This is a genomic window from Caballeronia arationis (assembly GCF_001544975.2).
Lineage (GTDB): Bacteria > Pseudomonadota > Gammaproteobacteria > Burkholderiales > Burkholderiaceae > Caballeronia > Caballeronia arationis.
This window is the reverse complement of sequence record NZ_FCOG02000090.1, coordinates 1-24134: the sequence shown is the minus strand read 5'-3', so window position 1 is coordinate 24134 and position 24134 is coordinate 1. Positions and strand designations below refer to the sequence as shown.

The 24134-nt window shown below is 63.1% G+C and carries 22 protein-coding genes and 1 pseudogene; 10 read left to right on the top strand and 13 right to left on the bottom strand.

Annotated features, from left to right (window positions below; genetic code table 11):
• From AWB81_RS30995 to AWB81_RS30985, 3 genes are all read right to left on the bottom strand, one after another.
• Positions 1-224: UxaA family hydrolase (locus AWB81_RS30995; protein WP_200822581.1), on the bottom strand; the 224-nt coding region annotated here is incomplete at its 3' end.
• Positions 225-278: 54 nt separating this feature from the next.
• Positions 279-560, bottom strand: coding sequence for a UxaA family hydrolase (locus tag AWB81_RS30990; RefSeq protein ID WP_062640770.1), 282 nt, complete (start codon positions 558-560; stop codon positions 279-281).
• Between the two features lie 115 nt (positions 561-675).
• The gene (locus AWB81_RS30985; protein WP_143753534.1) at positions 676-1479 is read right to left on the bottom strand and encodes a sulfite exporter TauE/SafE family protein; all 804 of its coding nucleotides are present in this window, start codon (positions 1477-1479) and stop codon (positions 676-678) included.
• Positions 1480-1736: 257 nt separating this feature from the next.
• Between AWB81_RS30985 and AWB81_RS30980 the strand changes: the two genes are divergently transcribed.
• Positions 1737-2669, top strand: a complete 933-nt coding sequence (locus tag AWB81_RS30980; protein WP_235025986.1) for a LysR family transcriptional regulator — start codon at positions 1737-1739, stop codon at positions 2667-2669.
• Between the two features lie 257 nt (positions 2670-2926).
• Here the strand turns inward: AWB81_RS30980 and AWB81_RS30970 are convergent, their stop codons facing one another.
• The 7 genes from AWB81_RS30970 to AWB81_RS30940 all read right to left on the bottom strand — a co-directional run bounded on the left by AWB81_RS30970 (position 2927) and on the right by AWB81_RS30940 (position 10298).
• Positions 2927-4405 (bottom strand): M81 family metallopeptidase, encoded by a 1479-nt coding sequence (locus AWB81_RS30970; protein ID WP_062640765.1) that lies wholly within the window; start codon positions 4403-4405, stop codon positions 2927-2929.
• The gene (locus AWB81_RS30965; RefSeq protein ID WP_062640763.1) at positions 4402-5661 is read right to left on the bottom strand and encodes a Zn-dependent hydrolase; all 1260 of its coding nucleotides are present in this window, start codon (positions 5659-5661) and stop codon (positions 4402-4404) included. Before AWB81_RS30965 ends, AWB81_RS30970 begins: the two co-directional genes overlap by 4 nt.
• A 37-nt stretch (positions 5662-5698) precedes the next feature.
• Entirely contained in the window at positions 5699-6400 is a 702-nt protein-coding gene (locus AWB81_RS30960; protein ID WP_062640762.1) for an ABC transporter ATP-binding protein, read from the bottom strand.
• A complete protein-coding gene (locus AWB81_RS30955) occupies positions 6397-7164 on the bottom strand; it encodes an ABC transporter ATP-binding protein (protein WP_062640760.1) in 768 nt (255 codons plus the stop codon). The genes AWB81_RS30960 and AWB81_RS30955 overlap by 4 nt, the downstream gene beginning before the upstream one ends.
• Positions 7161-8168: a branched-chain amino acid ABC transporter permease gene (locus tag AWB81_RS30950; RefSeq protein WP_062640758.1), complete on the bottom strand. Its 1008-nt coding sequence runs from the start codon at positions 8166-8168 to the stop codon at positions 7161-7163. The genes AWB81_RS30955 and AWB81_RS30950 overlap by 4 nt, the downstream gene beginning before the upstream one ends.
• Positions 8165-9025 carry a branched-chain amino acid ABC transporter permease gene (locus AWB81_RS30945; RefSeq protein ID WP_062640756.1) on the bottom strand — a complete coding sequence of 287 codons (861 nt, stop codon included), beginning with the start codon at positions 9023-9025 and terminating at the stop codon, positions 8165-8167. The genes AWB81_RS30950 and AWB81_RS30945 overlap by 4 nt, the downstream gene beginning before the upstream one ends.
• Positions 9026-9089: 64 nt before the next feature.
• Complete coding sequence (locus tag AWB81_RS30940; protein WP_062640754.1) at positions 9090-10298, bottom strand: ABC transporter substrate-binding protein; 1209 nt, start codon at positions 10296-10298, stop codon at positions 9090-9092.
• Positions 10299-10555: 257 nt separating this feature from the next.
• Between AWB81_RS30940 and AWB81_RS30935 the strand changes: the two genes are divergently transcribed.
• Positions 10556-11383, top strand: coding sequence for a FadR/GntR family transcriptional regulator (locus tag AWB81_RS30935; RefSeq protein ID WP_062640752.1), 828 nt, complete (start codon positions 10556-10558; stop codon positions 11381-11383).
• A 284-nt stretch (positions 11384-11667) separates the two neighbouring features.
• Here the strand turns inward: AWB81_RS30935 and gcvA are convergent, their stop codons facing one another.
• Positions 11668-12558, bottom strand: a complete 891-nt coding sequence (gene gcvA, locus AWB81_RS30930) for a transcriptional regulator GcvA (protein WP_062640750.1) — start codon at positions 12556-12558, stop codon at positions 11668-11670.
• A gap of 221 nt (positions 12559-12779) precedes the next feature.
• On the opposite strand from gcvA, the gene AWB81_RS30925 reads away from it, so the two are divergent.
• The 8 genes from AWB81_RS30925 (at position 12780) to AWB81_RS30890 (ending at position 22970) form a co-directional block, all read left to right on the top strand.
• Positions 12780-13625 (top strand): transketolase, encoded by an 846-nt coding sequence (locus AWB81_RS30925; RefSeq protein ID WP_062640748.1) that lies wholly within the window; start codon positions 12780-12782, stop codon positions 13623-13625.
• Complete coding sequence (locus AWB81_RS30920) at positions 13622-14623, top strand: transketolase family protein (protein WP_062640746.1); 1002 nt, start codon at positions 13622-13624, stop codon at positions 14621-14623. The genes AWB81_RS30925 and AWB81_RS30920 overlap by 4 nt, the downstream gene beginning before the upstream one ends.
• A 57-nt stretch (positions 14624-14680) precedes the next feature.
• Complete coding sequence (locus AWB81_RS30915) at positions 14681-15445, top strand: SDR family NAD(P)-dependent oxidoreductase (RefSeq protein WP_062640744.1); 765 nt, start codon at positions 14681-14683, stop codon at positions 15443-15445.
• 179 nt (positions 15446-15624) lie between these two features.
• Positions 15625-16665 (top strand): TRAP transporter substrate-binding protein, encoded by a 1041-nt coding sequence (locus tag AWB81_RS30910; RefSeq protein ID WP_062640741.1) that lies wholly within the window; start codon positions 15625-15627, stop codon positions 16663-16665.
• Positions 16666-16669: 4 nt separating this feature from the next.
• Complete coding sequence (locus tag AWB81_RS30905) at positions 16670-18529, top strand: TRAP transporter large permease (RefSeq protein ID WP_062640739.1); 1860 nt, start codon at positions 16670-16672, stop codon at positions 18527-18529.
• 79 nt (positions 18530-18608) lie between these two features.
• On the top strand, positions 18609-20630 hold the full coding sequence (tkt, locus tag AWB81_RS30900; RefSeq protein WP_268811776.1) for a transketolase: 2022 nt from the start codon (positions 18609-18611) through the stop codon (positions 20628-20630).
• A 2-nt stretch (positions 20631-20632) separates the two neighbouring features.
• Positions 20633-21598 carry a D-2-hydroxyacid dehydrogenase gene (locus tag AWB81_RS30895; RefSeq protein ID WP_062640736.1) on the top strand — a complete coding sequence of 322 codons (966 nt, stop codon included), beginning with the start codon at positions 20633-20635 and terminating at the stop codon, positions 21596-21598.
• A gap of 493 nt (positions 21599-22091) precedes the next feature.
• Positions 22092-22970, top strand: coding sequence for an ATP-grasp fold amidoligase family protein (locus tag AWB81_RS30890; protein ID WP_062640734.1), 879 nt, complete (start codon positions 22092-22094; stop codon positions 22968-22970).
• Positions 22971-23102: 132 nt separating this feature from the next.
• On the opposite strand, the pseudogene AWB81_RS47185 reads toward AWB81_RS30890, so the two are convergent.
• Both AWB81_RS47185 and AWB81_RS47180 read right to left on the bottom strand, forming a co-directional pair.
• Positions 23103-23505, bottom strand: a pseudogene (locus AWB81_RS47185) (site-specific integrase); the annotation flags it as partial.
• Positions 23506-23835: 330 nt separating this feature from the next.
• A partial coding sequence (locus AWB81_RS47180; protein ID WP_235025985.1) for a hypothetical protein occupies positions 23836-24134 on the bottom strand: 299 nt, incomplete at its 5' end.

Below are 24134 nucleotides of genomic sequence, written 5' to 3'. Positions count from 1 at the left end.
GCGCCGATCAGCGTGCGGAAGTGCAGGTCGAGGTCGGCGCCGAACTGCAGGCGGCCGTACGGATGCGGCAGCGCCATTGTGCCCTTGATGTTGCTTTCGACCGCCAGTGCGGCCGCATTCGACAGGTCGTCGACGGGCAGGATGATCACATGGTTGCGCACGCCGACGCGCCCGTTGTCGCGACGATAGCCGCGGAAAGTGGTATTCGATTGAATGACGCTCATGATGACTCTATGGATGTGGGATGGAACAAGCAGAACGCTGGGAGCGTCCAGGCATTACCAGCGCTTTGTCTTGATGTTGTGCACGTGGGCATGCTCGCCCGCCGTGATGGGCGCGACGACCTTGCCGATGTCGACGCCGTACTTGAATACCGTATCGCCGACTGCCATGTCCTTCAGCGCGACCTTGTGGCCGATGGGAATGTCCTGTTTGGCTACGAAGGTGACGACTTCGTCTTCGTCCATGATCCAGGCATTGAGCTCTGTGCCCGCTTTGATTCCTTCGACCACCGCGACGCCTACCGTATCCTTTGCTTCGTGCAAGACGGCGTGAATCATTTCCGCTCCTTAAAAGGTAGTTAAAACTATCGAGAAAACCCGAGTGTCCTTTGGATCGTTTCGTCTTACAGTTCGATACGCGGAATAGGTCCGCTCGACACGCTGATCGGACCGTTCAGGCAAGCGCATCGAAAACAGTCCTCGCCAACAAGCTGATGCCTGATAGGAGAAGAACCGCCCAGAGCGTCTTGAGCAATCCAGCGGGCGGAATTCGTCCACGAAGCCGCGTCCCGGCAAGTAGCCCAACGGCTCCGCAAGGGAAGAGAAAAATCGTGAGTGACAGAACCTCGGTGTTCCTGTAGAGACCCGATGCACTGAAAAGGACGAGTCTGAAGAGCGCCGTAATAGTGATCAGTGCGCTGATGGTTGCGCGACGTTGATCTGCATCGCTCAATCGTCCGGCAAGATAAATTGTGTAAAGCGGCCCACCTGTGCCGAATATGGCCGTGAGACATCCGCCTGCTAGCCCGAGGGGCGCGGACCAAAACGTCCGTATCGTGCTGAACTCCTGACGCGACAACAGTCGCCATGATGAATAGAGAAGGAGCGACACACCCAGGAGCACTTTGAGCGGCTCTTCCGGCACGGATACGAGCACGCCGACTCCAAACAGAATGCCAATTGCCAACCAGGGAATGAGACGGCGTAACTCGGCCTTCGATACACGACCAAAGCCTCGTGCACCCACTAGCAGCCCTGCTGCCAGATCCAGAATCAACATGACCGGCGTTGCCGTTCGCAGTGCGACGACTTGAGTCAGCACCGGAATCGCAACGATCGACGACCCGAATCCCGTCAGTCCATATACGAAATATCCGACCGCAACGATGGAGCCTGCGACAAGCATCTCCGCTGAACTCCAGTTCAGCGCGAACGCCGAAAAAATCGATGCCGACGCAGATGCAAACCACCCGCTCACGGCCGTTCAACCAGGTGCATATGCGACGACACTGGCGACGTGAAATGCCGACTATCGGTTCGCGCCCGAGTCCAGCGGGGACGCTTCGTGGCCTCTCCCGAAAAGGACAGGGCGAAATCGCGAATCTCGAAGCCAATTGGGTCTCCCCTTGCAGGGTCGAGCGCTGACATGGCCTTGTCTCCTGTTGTTGCGGGGGTTTTCGTCTTGTCGTGAAGCGATTATGATCGTCGTTAGAGTAAAGAAAAACCGAGTAATACTTGTTCTTAGAGAAAGAGTTTCTTTCTCTTTCCCTTATTCCAGGCAGGACCGGCATGCCGTCCATTCGCACGCTAAAGATATTTCTCACGGTAGCTCGATGCGGCACCTTCTCCTCGGCCGGAGAACTCGTGGGCCTTACACCGGCAGCCATCGGCCTCCAGATTCGAACGCTCGAAGACGAACTAGGCGTTCAGTTGTTCGATCGCAGCGCGCGCGCGGCGGTACTGAATCCCATTGGTCGTTCCTTAGTGCCGCGCGTTGAGGAAGTCCTAAGTCAGTACGAACTTCTCGAGGCCTCGGTCAGCGGAGGTGAGATGTCCGGTACCGTGGTCATAGGCGCACTGGTGTCTGCCCTGATGGGCGCATTTGCAGACGCTCTGTGGTCGATTCGACGCCGTTATCCTGGATTGGACGTACACCTGTTGGCAGGAATGTCCAGCGACTTCGCCCGTAAGGTCGAAGACGGGGAATTGGACGCCGCAGTCGTAACACAATCGCCAAGGCCGCTTCCCGCAAGCCTCAGTTGGACCCCCTTGTATTCTGAGCCGATGGTACTGATTGTCCCTACTTCTCCGCACTTCGAACTTCCAAGCGAGCAAATTCAGATACTCAACGAGGCGCCGTTCATGCGCTTTGAGCGCAGCACGTGGACCGGTTACCTGGTGGAGGAGGTGCTCAAGCGCTGCGATGCGAAGGTCAACGAGGCCATGGAGCTTAATTCAATCGAAGCCATTATTGCCTTGGTTCGTCAAGGCTTCGGAATATCTATTGTTCCCAAATTAGCTAACGTTGCATGGGACAAGGATGAGGCCCTGCAACTTTACTCACTGGATGGCGTGGACATCCGGCGACACGTGGGGCTGCTGGAGAGATCGAAACACGGACGAATGAACTTCACGGAAGCAATAAAAAAATACTTTGCACGAAATTAGCGATACGAAGCAGGCGCAACCGTCGTTGCATACGCTCATCCCTGGATGGCGCCGGCGATGAACCGCGCGCGCAACGTGAGCCAGCCGCTTGATAGTGCCCACGCCGCGTTGCGCACTGTAATGCAGCCAATCGGCAGCTCCTCGCTCCGAATCTGACACTCGAGAGCGGTGTCAGATTGTCGACGATCGTCATCGGAACGGCTGGCTCCCGTATTCCGCTCGCGCGGAACGGGAGCGGAGGTTGAAAGCCCGGTCCCCTACCAGGAAGCGTCCGCATCGAGCGGATATACGGGCCGTTGCAGATTGGTGAACTCGAACAGCCCGAAATCGGAACTCGTGACACCGCGGCTGTCGCATTCGACGAGACCCTGCGCGATTGGCACGAACACCGGCCGGCAATACATCCGCGACTTGAGGATGAGAAAACGGGCGCCGCGCGGATCGATGCCGACACTCTCGAACACGCCCAGATCCCATGGCTCGTGCGTGCGCTCGGTCACGAGGACGCGCGCCGAGCCGGTATCGAGCACCGCCGCGCGGCCCATATATGCGCGCTGTCCCGTGTAGGTGGGGCCGCTGATCACATATTCGCCATCGGTCACCGCGCTAACGATGCCGGTCAACGTGAACGGCGCCCGCGGCTTTGCTGTGTTGCCGGCGAGCTTGTTGCCGACTTCGAGCGTGACCGTCGCGCCGACGCCTGCTGCCGTGAGCGTCGCGACCGCTTCCGGATCGCACAGCGGCCCGGTCACGATGCCGTCGAGCCCCTGCTTCAGAGCTTCCTCGAACACATCCATCGTGTCGCAGGTTCCGCCCGACATGCAGTTGTCGCCGTGATCGAGCAACAGCACCGGCTTGCCGCCATCGCGGCCGAGCACTGCACCTTCCGCCACCGACTCGGCCAGCGGCGCGCTGCGGTAGAAAAATTCGTCGCGCGCGTCCCAGATCTCCCGCGCGATGCGCTCGGCGACCCGTTCAGCCGCCTCGCGATCGCCGTCGCCGACGACCACCACGCTGATGCACGGCGCCTCGATATCCGCGAGCGAAAAGCCCGACAGCACCGACACGGCGAGCATGCCGTCGCGTTCGGCTGCGCGTGCCGCTTCGACCGCGCGTTTCATTGCGCCCGCCGCGGTCGTGCTGCGCAGCGTGTGCGTGAGAAGCGGCGGCTGCGCCCACGCGATCGCCGGCTGCGCGCGGCCATGCACGCGATCGAACATGAGCCGCGCGGCATGCGCGCCGGACTGGTACATGTCCACGTGCGGATAGGTCTTGAAGCTGACGATCACGTCCGAGTTGTCGATCATCTTCTGCGTGACATTGGCGTGCAGGTCGAGCGAGACGGCAATCGGCGCATCGGGCAGTACGGCCCGCACGCGCTCGAGCAGATCGCCCTCGCCGTCGCTCGAATTCTCCGCGACCATCGCGCCGTGCAGATCGAGCATCACGGCATCGCAGCCGCGCGCGGCCTCGACGATGGCGTTGCAGATCGCGTCGTAGGCGGCGGCATGCACCGGCCCGCTCGGATTCGCCGATGCGGACACCGGTGTGACGATCTGTGCGCCCTCGTGCTCGGCTGCGTCGATGAACGCGGCCATCGCGGTCTGCATGCCCTTGTTCTCACGATACGCGTGTTCGCCATACGCCGGCCCGTTGCGGCCGAACGCCGAAAGCGGCGTCGCGACAGGCGAGAACGTATTGGTCTCGTGATTCATCCGTGCGATCAGGATTTTCATGCGGACTCCGCTTCCTTCGAACCGGCGGCGCGCAGCATCGCGTGCAGCAGCACGTTGCAGCCGGCTTCGAGATGATCGGCGCGCGCGTCCTCGATTTCGTTGTGGCTGATGCCGTCCTTGCACGGCACGAAGATCATCGCGGCCGGTGCGACGCGGGCTAGATACACGGCATCGTGACCGGCGCCGCTCACGACGTCCATCGACGAGAGACCGAGTGCGCCGGCGCCTTCGCGCACCGACTCGACCAGCGCGGCGTCGAACGGCTGCGGCGCAAAGTACACGACCTCTTTCACGTCGACCGGCAGCGGCGCGTTCGCGCACACGGCGCGCAATGCGGCGTCCATCGCGAGGAGCGAGGCGTCGTCGGCGGCGCGCAGGTCGACTGTCAGTGCGACGCGGCCCGGTATCACGTTGCGCGAATTCGGATGCACGTCGGCGCAGCCAACCGTCCCGCGACCGTGCGGTGCGTGATCGAGCGCGATGCGGTTGACCGCGCGAATCAGGTCGGCGGCGACGAGCAGCGCATCGCGACGCAGCTCCATCGGCGTGGGGCCGGCGTGCGCTTCCATGCCGTGGATCGTGACGTCGTACCAGCGCTGGCCGAGCGCGCCCTGCACGACGCCGATGGTCTTGTCGTTTGCTTCGAGCACCGGCCCTTGTTCGATGTGCGCTTCGAAGTACGCGCCGACGGCGTGCGGCGCGAGCGCCGCACCGTCGTAACCGATGGCGGCGAGCGCGTCGCGCACCGAGACGCCTTCGCGGTCGCATTGCGCGAGCGCGTGTTCGAGTGTGAAAGCGCCCGAGAAGACGCCGGAGCCCATCATGACCGGCACGAAGCGCGATCCTTCCTCATTGGTCCATACCGCGACTTCGAGCGGCGCGTCCGTCTGCACGTTTGCTTCCCCGAGCGTGCGCAGGACTTCGAGGCCGGCGAGCACGCCGTAGTTGCCATCGAACTTGCCACCGGTCGGCTGGGTGTCGATATGGCTGCCGGTCGTCACGGGAGGCAGGTCGTCGCGGCGTCCGGCGCGGCGGGCGAAGATGTTGCCGATCGCATCGACGCGCACCGTGCAGCCCGTTTCCTTCGCCCATTCGACGAAGAGATCGCGCGCCTGGCGGTCGAGTTCGGTCAGCGCGAGACGGCACACGCCGCTTTTCGCGGTCGCGCCGATCTGCGCGAGGTCCATCAGGCTTTTCCAGAGGCGCGCCCCGTCGACGCGCAAGCCGGCAAGCGCCGGCAAATCGTGAACCTGCATCGCGTTTCCTTGCAAATGATGGATGTTGGGACCGGCCTCAGACCACGCCTACGCCGAGGTAGCGATCCTTGATGGTGTCGTCGGCGACAAACGCAGCGTTGCTGCCCTCGTAGACAATCCTTCCTTGCTCGATGATCGTGTGCCGGTCCGCAAGCTGCGTGCACACTTCGAGATTCTGCTCGACGAGCAGGATCGCGACCCCCGCCTGCTTGATGAGCTTCAGTTGCGCGACAATCTCCTCGACGATCACCGGCGCAAGCCCTTCGACGGGCTCGTCGAGCATCAGGAGGCGCGGATGGTTCAGCAGCGCCCGCCCGATCGCGAGCATCTGCTGCTCGCCGCCCGACAACTGCCCGCCGCCGTTCGTGCGGCGCTCCTTGAGGCGCGGAAAGATCTGGTAGATATCGGCGAGCTGCCACGGCGAATCCTTGCGTGCGCCGAGGCGCAGGTTCTCCTCGACAGTGAGCAGCCGGAAGATGCCGCGATGCTCGGGCACGAAGCACACGCCGCGCGCGGCGATCTTGTGCGGCGCGAGTTTCGCCGTTGGCTCGCCCTTGAACGCGATCGCGCCGCGAGCAGCAGGCACGACGCCCGCGATGCTCTTGAGCGTCGTCGACTTGCCCGCGCCGTTGCGCCCGAGCAGGGTGACGGTCTCGCCCTCGCCCACGGTCAGCGACACGCCCTGAAGAATGTGGCTCTTGCCATAGAACGCGTGAATGTCCCGCACGTCGAGCATCATGCGCGGCCTCCGGTGACCATGTTGCCGAGATAGGCACTGCGCACACGCTCGTCGCCGCGAATGTCGTCGGGGCGGCCTTCGACCAGCACGCGTCCCTGTTGCATCACGGTGATCGTGTCCGAGATGTCCATCACGATGCCCATGTTGTGTTCGATCAGCACCACGGTGTAGTCGTCGCGCAGGCCGCGGATCAGGCGCTTCATGTCGTCGAGGTCGTCGATGCCCATACCGGACGTCGGCTCGTCGAGGAAGATCGCCTTCGGTTTGGCGGCGAGCGCCATGCCCACTTCCAGCCGCCGCTGCTGGCCGTGCGACAGGACGCCAGCGGATGACGCCGCGAAGCGCTGCAACGCGAGGCGTTCGAGGATCGCGTCGACCGTTTCCGCGTGTTCGAGCGCGCCCCGCGGCGGTGTCCACGCATTGAGCGCGCGCTTCGAATCGACGCCTTGAGCCGCGAGCCGCAGATTCTCGCGCACGCTGAGGTTCGCGAACAGGCTCGTCACCTGGAACGAACGCGCGATGCCCCGCTTCACTCGGCGGTGATCGGGCTCATGCGTGACGTCGTGGCCGTCGAAGACGATGTTGCCCGCCGTGATCGGCACGGTGCCGGTCAGTACGTGAAAGAGCGTCGTCTTGCCTGCGCCGTTCGGGCCGATCACGGAGTGGACCGTGCGCGGCCTGATCCGCAAATCGACTTCTGCGAGCGCGGTGAACTTGCCGTAGCGCTTCACCACGCCCCTTGCCTGAAGAATTGCTTCGCTCATGCGGCCTCCCTGTTTCGGCGCACCGCCTGCCAGATTCGTTCGCCAAGGCCCCAGAGACCGCGCTGCATGAACAGGCTGACTGCGATCAGCACGAGGCCGAGCAGCAGCAGCCAGCGCGGCCACAGCGTGGAGAGCCAGTCGGCGAAGAGCACATAGAACGCCGCGCCTAGCACCGATGAAAAGAGATTGCCCGTTCCGCCGATCACCGTCATCACGAGGATCATCTCGCTCGTGTGATAGTCGATGTTCGAGAGCGGCGCAATGCCGGTCATCATCGCGTGGAGCGCGCCGGCGAAACCAGTAACCGCGCCCGAGACCACGAACGCCGCCAGCTTGAAGCGCTTCACGTCATACCCGACCGCCGCTGCGCGCGCTTCGTTTTCGCGGATCGCGAGCAGCGTGCGACCGAAAACCGAATGCGAGACGCGCATCATCAGCCAGAACGCGACCAGGAACAGCACGGCCACGAACGCGTAGTACTGCCACGGCGATGCGATCGGAACGAGCGCGCGGCCGAAGAGCGAGAGCGCGGGGCGCGGAATGTCGAGCAGACCATTGTCGCCGCCCGTGAGATTGGGCGTCGTGTAGGCGAGGAAGTAGAACATCTGGCCGAACGCGAGCGTCAGCATCACGAAGTACGCGCCGCGCTGCCGGATCGAGAACCAGCCGACGAGCGCGGCGGCCGCTGCGCCGACGACGACCGCCGCCACGAGCGCGGCCGGCGCCTGCAAGCCCGTCTTCGTCAGCACGAGACCCGCGCTGTAGCTGCCGAGCCCGAAGAAGATGCCCTGGCCAAACGAGAGCAAGCCGGTGTGCCCGAGCAGCAGATTGCAACCGGGGGCCGCGAGCGCGAACACCAGCACTTCGGTCGCGAGCGAACCGGAGCGCAGCGTCATCGGCAGAATGCAGACGACCAGCATCGCGAGCAGCATGAAGCGGTAGCGATGCAGCGTTCCCCTGAACGAGCGCGGCGGCACACCCGCATCGAGTGTTTTTGCGTTCATGCGGTTCTCCCGAGCAGTCCGTTGGGACGAAGCAGCAGCACGGCCGCCATCGCGACGTAAATCATGAGGCGCGCGCCTTCGGGCCAGAGCGTGCTCATGACGCTCTGCACGATGCCCACCAGCAGCCCGCCGACGAGCGCGCCGAGAAAATTACCCATCCCGCCGACCACCACGACGACGAATGCCACGCCCAGCGCCTCGATACCCATGAACGGATCGACACCGCGGATCGGCGCAGCCAGCACGCCTGCCAGCGCCGCCGTGCCCGCTCCGAGCGCGAACACGAGACTGAAGATGCGCGTCACGTTGATGCCGAGCAGCGACACCATCTCGCTCGACTCGCTGCCCGCGCGCACGGCGCTGCCTAGCCGCGTACCTTCCAGGATCCACCACAGAAGCACGGCGAGCACCGCCGTGAAGCCGATCACGAAGAGACGGTACTTCGGGTAAATGAAGCTGCCCCACATCACGACGCCGTTCAGCACGTCGGGCACGGGGACGTTGTCGCCGAGCGGTCCCCAGATCAGGATCGCGCATTCCTGCAGCACGAGTGCAAGACCCACGGTCGCGAGGATATGGAACTCGTGCTGTTGCGCGTAGACGTGACGCAGGATCACCTTCTCGACGACCCACGCGAGCGCGCCTGTCACGACAGGCACGACGGCGAGCGCGACCCAGAAGCTCATCGACCACTGCATCGCCTGGTAGCAGAAGTAGGCGCCGAGCAGATAGAACGCACCGTGCGCGAAGTTCACGAAGCGCAAGAGCCCGAAGACAATCGACAGCCCCACAGCGAGCAGGAAGTACAGCATCCCGACCCCGATGCCGTTCACGACCTGCAATAGATAAACGTTCATGAGCTTTCGTCCGAAGAGGATCGACGCGGACGGCCACGCGAGGCGGCCGTCCGCCAGCAGGCGATCACGCCAGCTTGCACTGCGTCTGGTCGAGCGGCAGGAAGGACTGCCCCGAGCTGACGATATCGGCGTAGTCGTCGGCGTTTTTCATCTTGCTCTTCGCCTTGCCCTTGAGCAGATAGTAGTTCTTCAGCACCTGATGGTCGCCCGCGCGGATTTCCTCGGTGCCGGTGAGGCCGTCGTACTTCATGCCCTGCAACGTCGCGATCACTTTCTTCGGATCGGCGCTGCCGGCCTTCTGGATGCCGTCGAGCAGGATCTTCGTACAGATGTACGAGCCGGCGAGGCTGTAGTTCGGGTTCGACTTGTAGGCGGCGCTCACGCGCTTGACGAGATCCTTGTTAAGCGGCGAATCGATCGCGTGCCAGTACTGCGCGCCGAAGTACACGCCTTCGCACAGGTCCGCGCCCAGCGCCTCGAACTGCTCCAGTCCCGACGCCCACGCGAGCAGGATCGTGCAATTGTTCTTCATGCCGAAGCTGACCGCCTGGCGCAGCGTATCCGACGACTGCGAGCCGAAGTTGAGGATCAGCAGCACGTCCGGTTTAGCCGCGACCGCATTGGTCAGATAGCCGCTGAACTCCTTTTCGTTGAGCGAGTGGTAGCTGTTGCCCACGTGCTCGATGCCCTTCTCCTTGAAGATCGCCTTGGCGGCCGAAAGCAGGCCTTCGCCGAACACGTACTGCGGCGTGATCGTGTACCAGCGCTTCGCCTTCGGCATGGACTGGATGAGCGGTCGAACTGTCTGATCGATCGCGCCGAAGGTCGGCACGGACCAGCGGAAGGTTGCGCTGTTGCAGTCCTTGCCGGTGATTTCGTCGGCACCGGCCGTCGTGATGAAGATGCCGCCGGCCTTCTCGACTTCCTTGCCCATCGCAAGCGATTCCGACGAAAGAATGCCACCCGCGAAAAAACGTGCGTTCTTCTGCTGCGCGATTTCCTGCACGCGGCGCACGGCGGTGGCCGGCTTGCCTTCCGTATCGAGCACGGAATAGGCGAGCGGGTCGCCGAGCACCTTGCCATACTGTTCGATGGCGAGCTTCATGCCGAGATCGGCATACTTGCCGTTGGCCGCGAAGGGCCCTGACGTCGGCACCGGGCAGGCGAACTGGATTGGCGCGCCCTGCGCGAAAGCGCTTCTCGAAAGCAGCATCTGGGCAGACCCGGGAACGGCCGACAGCGCGGCCAGCTTCAACATGTTTCGGCGATTCAAATTGGTGCTCCTGGTAAGAAAACACGCTTGTGACCGACTGCAGCATCGTTGGCTGAACCACCTTCGCGACGCGACTATTTTTGCCTGCTCGCCTTGCTCTATTTATCATGATAAATAGAATGAACCTGATGCTAGGTACAATAAATTCGTCTGTCAATCAGGCAATATTCCCGGTCGCCGCTTGTCTGTTCGTCTGTCACGCTGCATGGCAACAGGTCGTTCACAGGCACGCGCGGGCGTCCATGAGGAGCATCGAGATGGCGATGGATCGAACGAAGGCCGGCGCTTCGATCGAGATCAAGCAGCAAAAGCGACCTGATCTCGTGGCGGAAGAAATCAAGCGGCTGATTACGGAAAAGGACTTGAAGCCCGGCGACCGGCTGCCGCGCGAAGTCGAGCTGCAGCAGATGTTCTCGGTGAGCAAGAGCACGATTCGCGAGGCCCTCAAGTCGCTGGAGGTGCAAGGCCTCATCAAGGTGACGACCGGCCCGAGCGGCGGCGGCACGATCGTCGAGGTGCCGCTCGACCGCACGCTCCAGTTGCTGCAGAACTATTTGTTCTTCAAGGACGTCACCATCGACGACATCTATACGGTGCGTCAGTTGCTCGAACCCGAGCTTGCGGCGGGCGCGGTGCCGCATCTCAGCGAGCGGGACTTCGCGGCGCTCGATGCGAGCATCGCGTGCTGCGACGGCCCCGGGTCGGGTCATGGCGACACGGATATCGTGCGCAAGCGTCAGGAAGACGTGAACTTCCACGACATACTCGCCGCCGCGAATCCGAATCCGTTCCTGCGCTTCAGCTGCGAGCTGATCAATGAAATGATCCGGCAACTGATCGAGTTTCGAAATGACACGCCGCAAGCCGAGCATGAACGTTTCGGCCAGGCGAACGTCAGGATCCACAAGGCGATCGTCAAGGCCGCGCGGGAACGCGACGCGCAGAAAGTGCGCGAACTGATGGTCGTCCACATGACGGAAGCGCCACGCTATGTGAAGCGGATGAAGGGCAAGTTGCGCGGCCGGCTGATCCTCGATTCGGAGATCAGGCGGCGCATGAAGGTCGAGCCCGCGTCGGGGTCGTGACCGGTTCGGCCGGAAAGCGACGCGTCACCATTTATGTCGGTTACGACACCGCGGTCAGTCACGTGGTGCTTCGCGCGCCGGGGAGCCGCGTGGCACGTCGTATCGGGGCGTTCTTTTGGCGCCTCTCTGAAAAAGGCGCTGAGCAACGAGGAAGCCGCCCCGCGGCAATGCATAGCGATGCATGGCGAACAGAGCAGACAGGCTGCTGCGAAGACCGCGCATCACCGTCGCTACGGCGTTGCGTGCGCACCATGCAAGCGTGGCTAGCCGTGTCAGTCGCGCACTTACTTGTCGAGTTCGGCAAAGAGCCAGTCCTGGAAGCTGCGAAGCTTCGGCAACTCCGCGCGCGACTTCAGCAGATTCATCGTATACCCGTTGACCCTGAGCCCTTCCACGCCGAATGGCGCCACGAGCCGTCCTGTTTCGAGTTCACGGTGCACGAGCAGCAGGCTCTCCAGGCACACTCCCATACCATCGGCCGCGGCGCTGATCGCCATGAACGAGCGCGCGAAGCGCGGCCCGCGCGTGATGTCGACGACCGTCTTGCGATGCAGGCGCATCCAGTCGCGCCATCCCACGAGGCATCCCTCGCTGTGAATCAGCGCATGGTGCCGCAAGTCCGCCACCGTGCGGATCGGATGCTCACCCTGCATCAGCGCCGGCGAGCAAAGCGGCACGATGGTTTCCGGCGGCAATTCGAGCACCATCGTGCCGGCGGGCTGCATCTTGCGCGCGCCGTAACGGATCTCGACATCGACCGACCCGGTCGTGAGGTCGCAGAGCTCCGTTGACGCGTTGAGCCGGACGTCGATATCCGGATTGAGCGCGCTGAAACGGGCGAGTCGCGACATGAGCCATTGCGTTGCGAAGCTCGGCGTCGAATGCACGGTGAGGATGTCGCTCTTCGAAACCCGGCCGACGTCCCGCGTCGCCACCTCGATGCGCCCGAACGCCGCGCCGATCTCCTCCGCGTACTTGCGGCCGATGTCCGTGAGCACTACCGCGCGATGCACGCGATGAAAGAGCCGCACGCCCAATTGCTCCTCCAGCAGCTTCACCTGATGACTGATTGCCGAGGGCGTCACGAACAACTCTTCTGCTGCAAGCGCGAACGACGATAGCCTGGCAGCGGCCTCGAAGGCTTGTATCGACTTGAGTGTCGCGCGATTTTGCATTGCAGTATCCGAGTGAATTCAATTCAGCGATCAGCCACTTTAATTCGTTTGAGCGCCCCGGCTCAAGCCGATACGCTTGAATCACTCGCCGAGCCTTATGTGACAAGGGTTTTCCCGATGCGGCGAGGGTGGATGCGAAGGCCTCTAAAGCAGTTCCTTCACATCATCCAGAACCGAGGCCGACAGCCGTAACGTCTGCCGATAAAAGATGGAGACAACTCGTGAATACGAGCGAAGCCGGGCAACGCGCCCCTCTCGCGGAACACGCCTACCGCATCCGGCGCAACGCACTGCTGATGGGCGAAGTGCAGGGGCAGGGCTACATCGGCCAGGCTCTCGATATCGCCGATGTGCTGGCGGTGGCCTACTTCGGCGCAATGCGCTACCAGCCCGAGAATCCGGAGTGGGAAGGACGCGACCGCTTCCTGCTTTCGAACGGCCACTATGCAATCGCGCTCTATGCGGCGCTGTTCGAAGCAGGCTTCCTGCCGCCGGAAGAACTCGAGACCTACGGCAGCGACGACAGCCGCCTGCCGATGTCCGGCATGGCGAGCTACACGCCCGGCATGGAAATGTCCGGCGGCTCGCTCGGCCATGGTCTGACAATCGCAGTGGGCCGTTGCCTCGGCCTCAAGCGCAAGGGTTCGGACGCATTCGTCTACACGCTCTTCTCCGACGGCGAACTCGATGAAGGCGCGATCTGGGAAGGCATCATGTCGGCGGCTCACTGGAAGCTCGACAACCTGATCGCCATCGTCGACGTCAACAATCAGCAGGCCGATGGCCCGTCGACGCAGATCATGGCGTTCGAGCCGCTCGTCGAGAAGCTCGAAGCGTTCGGCTGGTACACGCAACGCATCGACGGCAACGACATCGATGCCGTCCAGACAGCCTTCGACAACGCGCGCAATCACCCGGAACCACGGCCGCGCATGATCGTCTGCGATACGCGCATGGGCTGCGGCGTGCCGTTCCTCGAAGAGCGCGAGAAGAATCACTTCATCCGCGTCGATCCGCATGAATGGCAACTCGCGCTTGCCGCGCTCGATGAAGGGAGACAAGCATGAGCGATACCACGACCAGGAAGCCGCGCCTGAAGACCTCGGCAATGATCGCGTCGATCGCGGGCGAAGGGCAGATCACGCGCTCTGCGCCGTTCGGGAATGCGCTCGTCGAACTGGCGCGTGAGCGGCAGAACGTGGTCGGCATGACCGCCGACCTTGGCAAGTACACCGACCTGCATCTCTTCGCGAAGGAGTTTCCGGAGCGCTACTACCAGATGGGCATGGCCGAGCAACTGCTGATGGGCGCGGCCGCCGGTCTCGCACACGAAGGCGCGCAGCCGTTCGTCACGACCTATGCCGTCTTCGCGACACGCCGCGCCTACGACTTCATGCATCAGGCGATCGCCGAAGACAATCTGGATGTGAAGATCGTCTGCGCATTGCCCGGTCTGACGACCGGCTACGGCCCGAGCCACCAGGCGGCGGAAGATCTCGCATTGATGCGCGCGATGCCGGGCATGACCGTGATCGATCCGTGCGATGCGCTCGAAATCGAACAGATGGTGCCCGCGATCGCGGACCACAAGGGGCCGGTATATGCGCGCCTCCTGCGCGGCAACGTGCCCGTCGTGCTAGATGAATACGACTACCAGTTCGAACTCGGCAAGGCCAAGCTGCTGCGCGACGGCGCCGAGGTGCTGATCATCTCGACGGGCATCATGACGATGCGCGCGCTCGAAGTGGCAAAGGCCTTCGAAGCGGACAATGTCGGCGTGGGCGTGCTGCACGTCCCGACCATCAAGCCGCTCGACACCGCCACGATCCTGCGCGAAGCCAAGCGCTCGGGGCGCCTCGTCGTGGTCGCGGAAAACCATACGGGAATCGGCGGACTCGGGGAAGGTGTCGCGACCGCGCTTCTCACGGCCGGCATCACACCGCCGTTTCGCCAGATCGCATTGCCCGACGCATTCCTCGACGCGGGCGCGCTGCCGACCCTGCACGATCGCTACGGCATTTCGACGAACGTGATGGTCGACACCATCAGGAACTGGCTCGGCTGAGCCCGCGTTTCAAATCAGGCCGCAAACAAAACACACCATCATCAGGAGAAACCCATCATGTCCGACTCGCGTCTTCTCGAAGGCAAGGTCGCCGTCATTTCCGGCGCAGCATCTCCCCGCGGTATCGGCATGGCGACCGCCCGCATGTTCGCCAAGCACGGCGCCAAGGTCGCGATCCTCGATCTCGACGAAGCCCAGGCGAAAGAAGCGGCGGGATCGATCGGCGCGGAGCATCGCGGCTATGCGTGCAACGTGACCGACCGGCAGGCGTGCGACGACGCAGTGGCGAAAGTCGTGGCCGACTTCGGCTCGATCGACGTGCTCATCAACAACGCGGGCATCACGCAGGCGGCAAAGTTCCTCGACATCGACAGCCAAAGCTGGGACCGCATCCTCGACGTCAACCTGCGCGGCGTGCTGTATCTGTCGCAAGCCGTCGTGCCGCAGATGAAAAAGCAGAAAAGCGGGTCGATCGGCTGCATGTCGTCGGTATCGGCACAGCGCGGCGGCGGCATTCTGGGCGGGCCGCACTATTCGGCTGCAAAGGCGGGCGTGCTCGGTCTCGCGAAGGCAATGGCGCGCGAACTCGGCGGCGAGGGCATCCGCGTCAATTGCGTGACGCCGGGCCTGATCCAGACCGACATCAACGCGGGCAAGATTCCCGACGACAAGCGCGGTGAGATCCTGGCTGGCATTCCGGCTGGCCGCCTCGGCGTGCCGGACGACGTCGCGGGCGCATTCCTGTTCCTCGCGGCGGACATTTCATCGTATATCACCGGCGCCGTCATCGACGTCAACGGAGGCATGCTGATTCACGGCTGAGCGTTGTAGCAGGACCCGGACGCTTCGATTCGCCCGTGTGGCATAGCGAAGCGTCCAAGGCAAACGCGCCGCAGAGCGGGTTGCCGAAACGCATCGAATGAAGCGCCCGCGAGGCGCCACAAAATGCGCTTGCCAAGGCGCGATAACCATACCGATACCCTGTATTGGAGGAGCACACCATGACAACCCGTCCGACCGCCCTGAAGGGCATCGACCGTCGCACGTTCCTGAAAGCGGGCGCCACGGTCGCAGCCGCGGCGCCTCTGCTGGGCCTTTCGGGCCGCGCGCACGCCGCCGAATTCAACTACAAGCTCGCGACCGGCCAAGACCCGACCCACCCCGTCAACATCCGTGCGCAGGAAGCGCTTAACAAGATCCGCGAGGCTACGGGCGGCAAGCTCGACATCAAGCTCTTCCCGGCGAACCAGCTCGGCTCGGACACCGACCTGCTGTCGCAAGTGCGCAGCGGCGGCGTGGAGTTCTTCAACCAGGCATCGTCGATTCTCGCGACGCTCGCGCCAGCCGCCGGCATCGTCAACACGGGCTTCGCGTTCCAGGACTACGACGCCGTCTGGAAGGCGATGGACGGCGACCTCGGCACGTACGTTCGCGGCCAGATCGAGAAGGCAGGCATCGTGTCGGTCTCGCGCGCCTGGGACAACGGCTTCCGTCAGGTCAGTTCGTCGACGCGCGTGGTGAAAACGCCGGAAGACCTCAAGGGCTTCAAGATCCGCGTGCCGCAGGCACCGATGCTCACGTCGCTCTTCAAGGCGCTCGAGGCCGGCCCCTCGCCGATCAACTTTAACGAGCTCTATTCCGCATTACAGACGGGCGTGGTGGAAGGCCAGGAGAATCCGCTGCCGATCATCGCGACGGCAAAGCTCTACGAAGTGCAGAAGTCGATCAGCCTGACCTCGCACGTGTGGGACGCGTACTGGATTCTCGGCAACCGTCGCGCGTGGGAGAAGCTTCCCGCCGACATGCGCGCCATCGTCACGCGCGAGTTCGAAGCGGCCGGCATGCTGCAGCGCGCCGACATCGCGAAGCTGAACGTGTCGCTGCGCACGGACCTGAAGACGAAGGGCATCAATATCGTGGAGGTCGATCGCGAAGCCTTCCGCAACGCGCTGCGCAAGACGAGCTTCTACAACGACTGGAAAACCAAGTACGGTAACGAGGGCTGGTCGCTCCTGGAAAAGAACGTCGGCAAGCTGGTGTGATGCCATGACCTCGTACACGGCTTCGCACGCGGCGCCGCGCCGCATAGCCGGTGTCCTCGACACCGTCCTCGGTCATCTTGTGGAGATCCCTGCCGCGCTCTTGGTGCTCGCGGAAATCGTGGTGCTGCTCACGGGCGTGACGAGCCGTTACGTGCTGCACGCGCCGCTCGTCTGGTCCGATGAACTCGCGTCGATCCTGTTCCTGTGGCTCGCCATGCTCGGCGCGGTGGTCGCGCTGCGGCGCGGCGAGCACATGCGGATGACGGCGCTCGTCGGCATGGCGTCGCCGGGCGTGCGGGCGTTTCTTGAGGTCATCGCGATCGCGGCACCGCTCGCGTTCCTCGTGCTCGTGATCGGGCCGGCTGTCGAGTTCGCGCAGGACGAGGCGTTCATCACGACGCCTGCGCTCGAAATCCCGAACTCGTGGCGGGCCGCGGCGCTCCCGGTCGGCACGGCGCTGATGTTGCTCGTCGCGTGCCTGCGGCTCATCCGGAGCGCCAACTGGCGGCTGACGATCGCGGCGCTCGTGCTCGTCGCCGCGGTGGGGGGCAGCTTCTACGCGCTCGCGCCGGTGTTCCGCGACCTCGGCAACGTCAACCTGCTGATCTTCTTTGTCGGGCTGGTGGCGCTTACCGTGCTCTCGGGCGTGCCGATTGCGTTCTCGTTCGGCCTTGCGACCTTCGGCTATCTCGCGCTCACGACGAGCACGCCGCTCGTCGTCGTGGTCGGTCGCATGGACGAAGGCATGTCGCACCTGATCCTGCTCTCGGTGCCGCTCTTCGTGTTCCTCGGCCAGTTGATCGAAATGACCGGCATGGCCGCCGCGATGATCGCATTCCTCGCGAGCCTGCTCGGACACGTGCGCGGCGGTTTGTCGTACGTGCTCGTCGGCGCGATGTATCTCGTGTCGGGGATTTCCGGCTCGAAGGCCGCCGACATGGCCGCCGTCGCGCCGGTGCTGTTTCCCGAGATGAAGGCGCGCGGCGCGAAACCCGGCGACCTCGTCGCGCTGCTCGCCGCCACCGGCGCGCAGACCGAGACGATCCCGCCGAGCCTCGTGCTGATCACGCTCGGCTCGGTGACGGGCGTGTCGATCTCCGCGCTTTTCACGGGCGGCATGCTGCCGGGCGTGGTGCTCGCGGTGACCCTGTGCGCGGTCGTGTGGTGGCGTTATCGCAGCGACGATCTTTCTGGCGTGCGCCGCGCTAACCGCGCCGAAATCGCGAAGAAGCTGGTGATCGCGGTGCCGGCGCTCGCGCTGCCGTTCGTGATCCGCGCGGCGGTGGTCGAAGGCATCGCGACGGCAACCGAGGTGTCCACCATCGGCATCGCGTATGCCGTGCTGGCGGGGCTCCTGATCTACCGACGCTTCGAATGGGCGCGCCTGAAGCCGATGCTGATCGATACGGCGGCGCTGTCGGGCGCGATCCTCCTGATCATCGGCGCGGCGACCGGCATGGCATGGGCGCTCACCCAGTCGGGCTTCTCCGGCCAGCTCGCCCGCACGATGGGCGGGTTGCCGGGCGGTGCGGCGATGTTCATGGCGGCATCGATCCTCGCGTTCATCGTGCTCGGCAGCGTGCTCGAAGGCATTCCCGCGATCGTGCTGTTCGGCCCGCTGATGTTCCCCATCGCGCGCCAGATGGGCATCGACGACGTTCACTACTCGATGGTCGTGATCCTTTCGATGGGCGTCGGCCTGTTCGCGCCGCCGTTCGGCGTCGGCTACTACTCGGCCTGCGCGGTGAGCCGCATCCATCCGGACGAAGGCATGAAGCCGATCGTCGGTTACATCCTGGCGCTCATCGTCGGCCTGATCGTGGTCGCGGCGGTGCCCTGGATCTCGACTGGCTTCCTTCATTGATTCACGGTCCCTCGCCGTTCGGGCGGGGGGCTCGCTTCTTCCACCGGTTCTTCCATCGATTGCCTTAGACGCCGCCCGCATCCGGACGGCACAGGAGAGATGCGTCATGTCAAATACCGAGGCCCGGCCGCTTGCCGATGCGATCCGCTTTCTCGCCATTGACGCGATCGTGCGCGCCGGCGAAGGCCATCAGGGCGTGCCGCTCGGCATGGCCGAGATTGCAACGGCGCTCTTCACGCGCCACCTGAAGTTCAATCCCGCCGATCCGCAATGGCCCGATCGCGACCGCTTCGTCCTGTCGAACGGTCACGGCTCGATGCTGCTCTACGCGCTGCTGCATCTGACGGGCTATGCGCACTTTGGAATCGACGCGCTCAAGTCGTTCCGCGAGATGGGCTCGGTCTGCGCGGGGCATCCCGAATTCGAGCCGGCCGCCGGCATCGAAGTGACGACGGGGCCGCTTGGGCAAGGCATCGCGAACGCGTTCGGCATGGCGGTGGCGGAGGCCTATCAGAACGCGCGATTCGGCGACGGCATCGTCGATCATTACACGTACGCGTTCGTCGGCGATGGTTGCCTGCAGGAAGGTATCGGCCAGGAAATGATCTCTCTCGCGGGGCATCTGCAGCTCGGCAAGCTGATCCTCTGCTGGGACGACAACCAGATCACCGACGACGGCAGCACGTCGCTCTCTATCTCCGAGGACGTGAGCGCGCGCTTTCGCGTCGCGGGCTGGCATGTGATCGAAGTGAGCGGGCATGATCTCGAAGCGGTATCTGCGGCGCTCGTAATGGCGCGCCGGGATCCACGTCCTTCGATGATCGCGTGCCGCACCGTGATCGCACGCGGCATCGCGCGCTTGCAGGGACAGCGCGGCGGCCACAGCGGCAAGCTCTTCGATGCCGATGCCGAGGCTGCGCGCCGCGAACTCGGCTGGCCGCACGCACCGTTCGAAGTGCCCGCCGACGTGCTCGACGCATGGCGCGGCGCCGGGCGCCGCAGCGATGGCGAGTACCGCGCGTGGCAGGCGCGCGTGACCGCGTTGCCAGCGGCTGAGCGCGCCGAGTTCGAGCGCATCCAGGCGGGCCGCCTTCCCGATGGCTTGCGCGAGGTGCTTGAGGCCTACCAGCGGCGCGCGGTCGATGCGGGCGACGCACAGCCGGGCATCACGATCTCGGGCGAGATCAACGACTTGCTCGTGCGATATCTGCCGGAACGCATGGTCGGCTGCGCGGATCTCGAAGCGCCGACCGGCCACAAGCGCAGCCTGCAGGCATTCACCGCGAGCGATCGGCGCGGCGCCTACGTGCATTGCGGCGTGCGCGAGCACCTGATGGGCGCGATGGCGAACGGCATGGCCGCGCACGGCGGCATCATCCCGCTCGCCGTCACCTATCTCGCGTTTTCCGACTACGAGCGCCCCGCCATGCGCATGGCCGCGTTGATGGGCCTGCCGGTCAAATTCGTGTTCAGTCACGATTCGATCGGGGTCGGCAGGAACGGGCCGACGCATCAGCCCGTCGAGATCCTCGCGTCGCTGCGCGCGATGCCGAACATGCGCGTGTTCCGTCCCGCCGACGCCGTCGAAGCCGCCGAGTGCTGGATGATCGCGCTCGAACACCGTCGCGGGCCGAGCACGCTCGTCTTCGCGCGCCAGGCGCTGCCCACGGTGCGCACGACGCACGCGGCCGAAAACCTGTCGCAGCGCGGCGCGTATGTGCTCGCCGAAGCCTACGGCGGCAACCGCCGCGTCACGCTGATCGCGACCGGATCGGAGGTCGCGCTTGCACTCGAAGCGCGTGCGCGCTTGCAGGAGGAAGGCGTCGCGACGGCGGTCGTCTCGATGCCGTGCTGCGAGGTATTCGACGAGCAAGACGCCGCCTACCGTGCATCCGTGCTCGGCGCGGGGAAGGTGCGCGTCGCGGTGGAAGCCGCCGTGCGCTTCGGCTGGGACCGCTATCTCGGCGAGCGCGGCGGCTTCGTCGGGATGCCGGGCTTCGGCGCCTCTGGCCCTGCCGAGGCGCTCTATGAACATTTCGGCATCACGCCTGCGCATATCGCCGCCGAGGCGAAGCGCCTGATCCAATCCAACGAAGGCTGACCATGTACAAGATCGTGTTTCTCGACCGCGCCACCCTCGCTCCGCAGATCAGGCTGCGTACGCCGGGCTTCGCGCACGAACTCGCGGAATATGCGCAGACGCGTCCGGAGGACGTGGCCGCGCGCATCGCGGGTGCATCCATCGTCATCACGAACAAGGTCGCGCTCACAGCGGACATCCTCGCGCAAAGCCCGGGGCTGAAACTCGTGGCCGTCGCGGCGACCGGCACGGATTGCGTCGACAAAGCCGCATGCGCGCGTCATGGCATCGCGGTGGCGAACATTCGCGGTTATGCAGTGAACACAGTGCCTGAGCATACGTTCGCGCTGATGCTCGCGTTGCGTCGAAACCTGATCGCGTATCGCGACGACGTGCTCAACGGCGTCTGGCAGAAGTCTGGCCAGTTCTGCTTCTTCGATCATCCGATCCACGATCTGGCAGGCGCGACGCTCGGCATCATCGGGGAAGGCGTGCTCGGACAACGCGTGGCGGAGATCGCGAAGGTCTTCGGCATGCGGCCGATATTCGCGGCGCACAAGGGCAGGCAAGGGTTCGGGCCGCTTTACACGCCGTGGGACGAGATGCTCGCGACGAGCGACATCATCACCGTGCACAGCCCGCTCACGCCGCAAACGCGCGGCATGCTCGCGATGCCCGAATTCCGCGCGATGAAGCGTAAGCCTCTGATCATCAACACGGCGCGCGGCGGGCTCGTCGATGAAGCCGATCTTGCCCGCGCGCTGGACGAAGGCCTCGTGAGCGGCGCGGGCTTCGATGTGGTTTCGGGCGAGCCGCCGGCTGCGGACAATCCGCTGATGGCTATCGCTGGGCGGCCGAACGTCATTGTGACGCCGCATGTCGCATGGGCATCGGACGAAGCGCAGCAGGCGCTGGCCGACCAGTTGATCGACAACATCGAGCGCTTCATCGGGGGGACGCCGAGCAATCTGGTTCAGGCGACTCATTAGCGAGGTGGTGCCATTGAGGGCACCTGCCGCGCTGCCGTACGACCTAAGCATTTACTAAGGGCTTTTGCGGGTCGTCAGTACGAGCAAGCAGCCGTCTCGGCGGACTTAAGGCGTAGGGTCCAGACTCACTTAAAGGGCCAATTGGGCCGAATTCCCACTGAGACTGGCGGGCCGGCGCCACATGTACACGCAGAACGGCCTCTCGCTGGACTGGAGCCGCTCCATCCGTTTGCTGCAATGCAGCGTTGAAAAGTCGGATCTACTAGGTACAAATCCGCGTTCGCACTCGTCCTAACTTGGCTATCCTTATACCGGCTTTCTGGATGCTTTCAGTATTCTTTCTGATGGCATCTCGACGGCCGGCAGTCCGGTTAAAACCAAGGAGAGTGTAAGAACGAGACATAGCGTCGCAATGTCCGAGGGGGATTCGTATCGTGCACACGCTCACTCTGCGCGGTTGCCCTCGCCGTATCGGCGCATAACGGAGGGCAGCATGTCATTATCTAAAACACTTATTGGCGTCGCAAAGGGCTTGTTGCCGGACTATCTATATTTGAGCATGCATCATCGAAAGAAGATCGGACGCTTTCCGAACCTGGTGAAGCCCACCACATACAACGAGAAGATCCTTTACCGCTGCCTCCATCCTGATCCCAGATACGCTAATTTGACGGACAAACTCACCGTCCGCGATTATGTGAAGTCCAAAATAGGCGAACAGTATCTGATACCTCTGATTGCAGAACCTGAGTCGTTCACTAAAGAAGTATTCCAAGCGCTTCCATCGGCTTTTGTAATGAAGGCGAATCATGGAAGCAGCTTCGTCAAGGTCGTTGAAGATAAGCAGATGACCAGCTTTGAAGAATTGTCGGCCCTTGCCACTCAGTGGTTAACGACCGATTTCTATCGCGTGGCACGCGAGCGGCACTACCGTGCTATCAAGCATCGGATTTTTTTCGAAACCTTGCTCCTCGATGAGCACGGCGCCGTTCCCGCAGACTTCAAGATATATATCTTCAAAGATGAAAGCGGTCGCAAGACGGTGTTCATTGCCGTGATTTCCGATCGATTCAGAGAGCATCCGCGCGGCGATTTCTACGACACCGAATGGAATCCGCTCGAGATCGGTATCGGGCGCTTCGAGCGTAGTAAGTCTCCCAATCCGCGCCCTGAGAATCCCCAGCTTCTTCTCGATATCGCAGAAAGGCTGGCGGAGGAATTCCAGTTTGTTCGGGTCGATCTGTATTCGCCGCAAGGAAGGGTCTATTTTGGCGAACTCACCTTTACGCCCGGTGCAGGCGTGTCTCAGCTTCGGCCCGCCAGCGTCGATTATGAGTGGGGCAGGTACCTTCAGGTTGAGCGAGCGCATTAAAGTAACGCTCCTCTTTCGGAGCCCAATGGCCGCTTGCAAAGCACAACCGAAGCCTGAACGTCAAACAATCCGACGAGCGAATGACGTTTCATGGCCCGAACTGCGACCGATTATTGACCGGCCGACCGTGGCTCAAATATCGGTTTGCTCTGCCATCTCGATCACATCGTCGCCTTCGGTGCCGAGGTATCGCTGTTCGTTCCAGTTCGTATAGCCGAGTGGCAGTTGTACCGCGCGCCGGTTTTTCGTGCGGCGATAGATCAGCGACGCTTTGGTTCGACAGCGATGTACCAGGCGGACGTATTGACGCGTCGAAAGGTGCGGCGACCGTGAATCCGGCTCAGAAACAAAAGTCGGGAGGCGTCAGTCTCGCCACCTTGATCCATTCTTCGGCGCTGTCTCGGGTTGGCTCAGTGATTTCGAACTGGACACACCGTCGTGTTTTCTGCTGCATCACCGTTGCTTGTAACGCAACGCGCTGGCCAAGGCAGACATCACGCACTCGAAGCTTGGTCAGATCGCAGGCTCTCCTTTTCTTGACTAGCTGGTCCGGGAAAAAATATTTGAACGGAGCTCTACGGTTTCGGCGGCCGGTGCCGATAACACCGCTCATAAGTCCCACACCAGACGAGGCTCCCAATGTCACTTGATTTCTTCGCCAGCCGCCGTCCGACCCGATTAAAACGTACACTCGTTCTCCTGGTTGGCTGTACAGGCGTACTTGCAAGCCTGTCGATTTGGGGTCGCGTTCCTGCCGATGTACTCGCTGACGCGGATAGGGAAGTCTCCCACTTCGGCCCCGCGCTAGTCGGCACCGCGTGTCCGGTCGAAGGAGCGGTCTCAAGGGACGCTCGCGGTACCTTTCTCATGTGTTGGAAACAGGTCTGGAGCAAGCCGTAAGCGCTACTCCGGTTTCGCCCCCGGCATCTCTGGCGAACAGATGGACGATTTCCCATGGCGGTGTCCAGTCGCCGAGGAGGAGGGCCCTTCCCCCCTCGACGACCCGGACGAACCCAATTAAAGATTTAGCCATGGAGCGCGAACTATGCGACTTCATCGCGAGCGCTGAAGAAAAGCTTCCGAAGTAGTCGGTCTTGCAGAATCGCGCGAAGCCAAGCGCAGCGTGCGGATAGGTGCAGATAAGCAGTTGCGAAACTCCCAGTT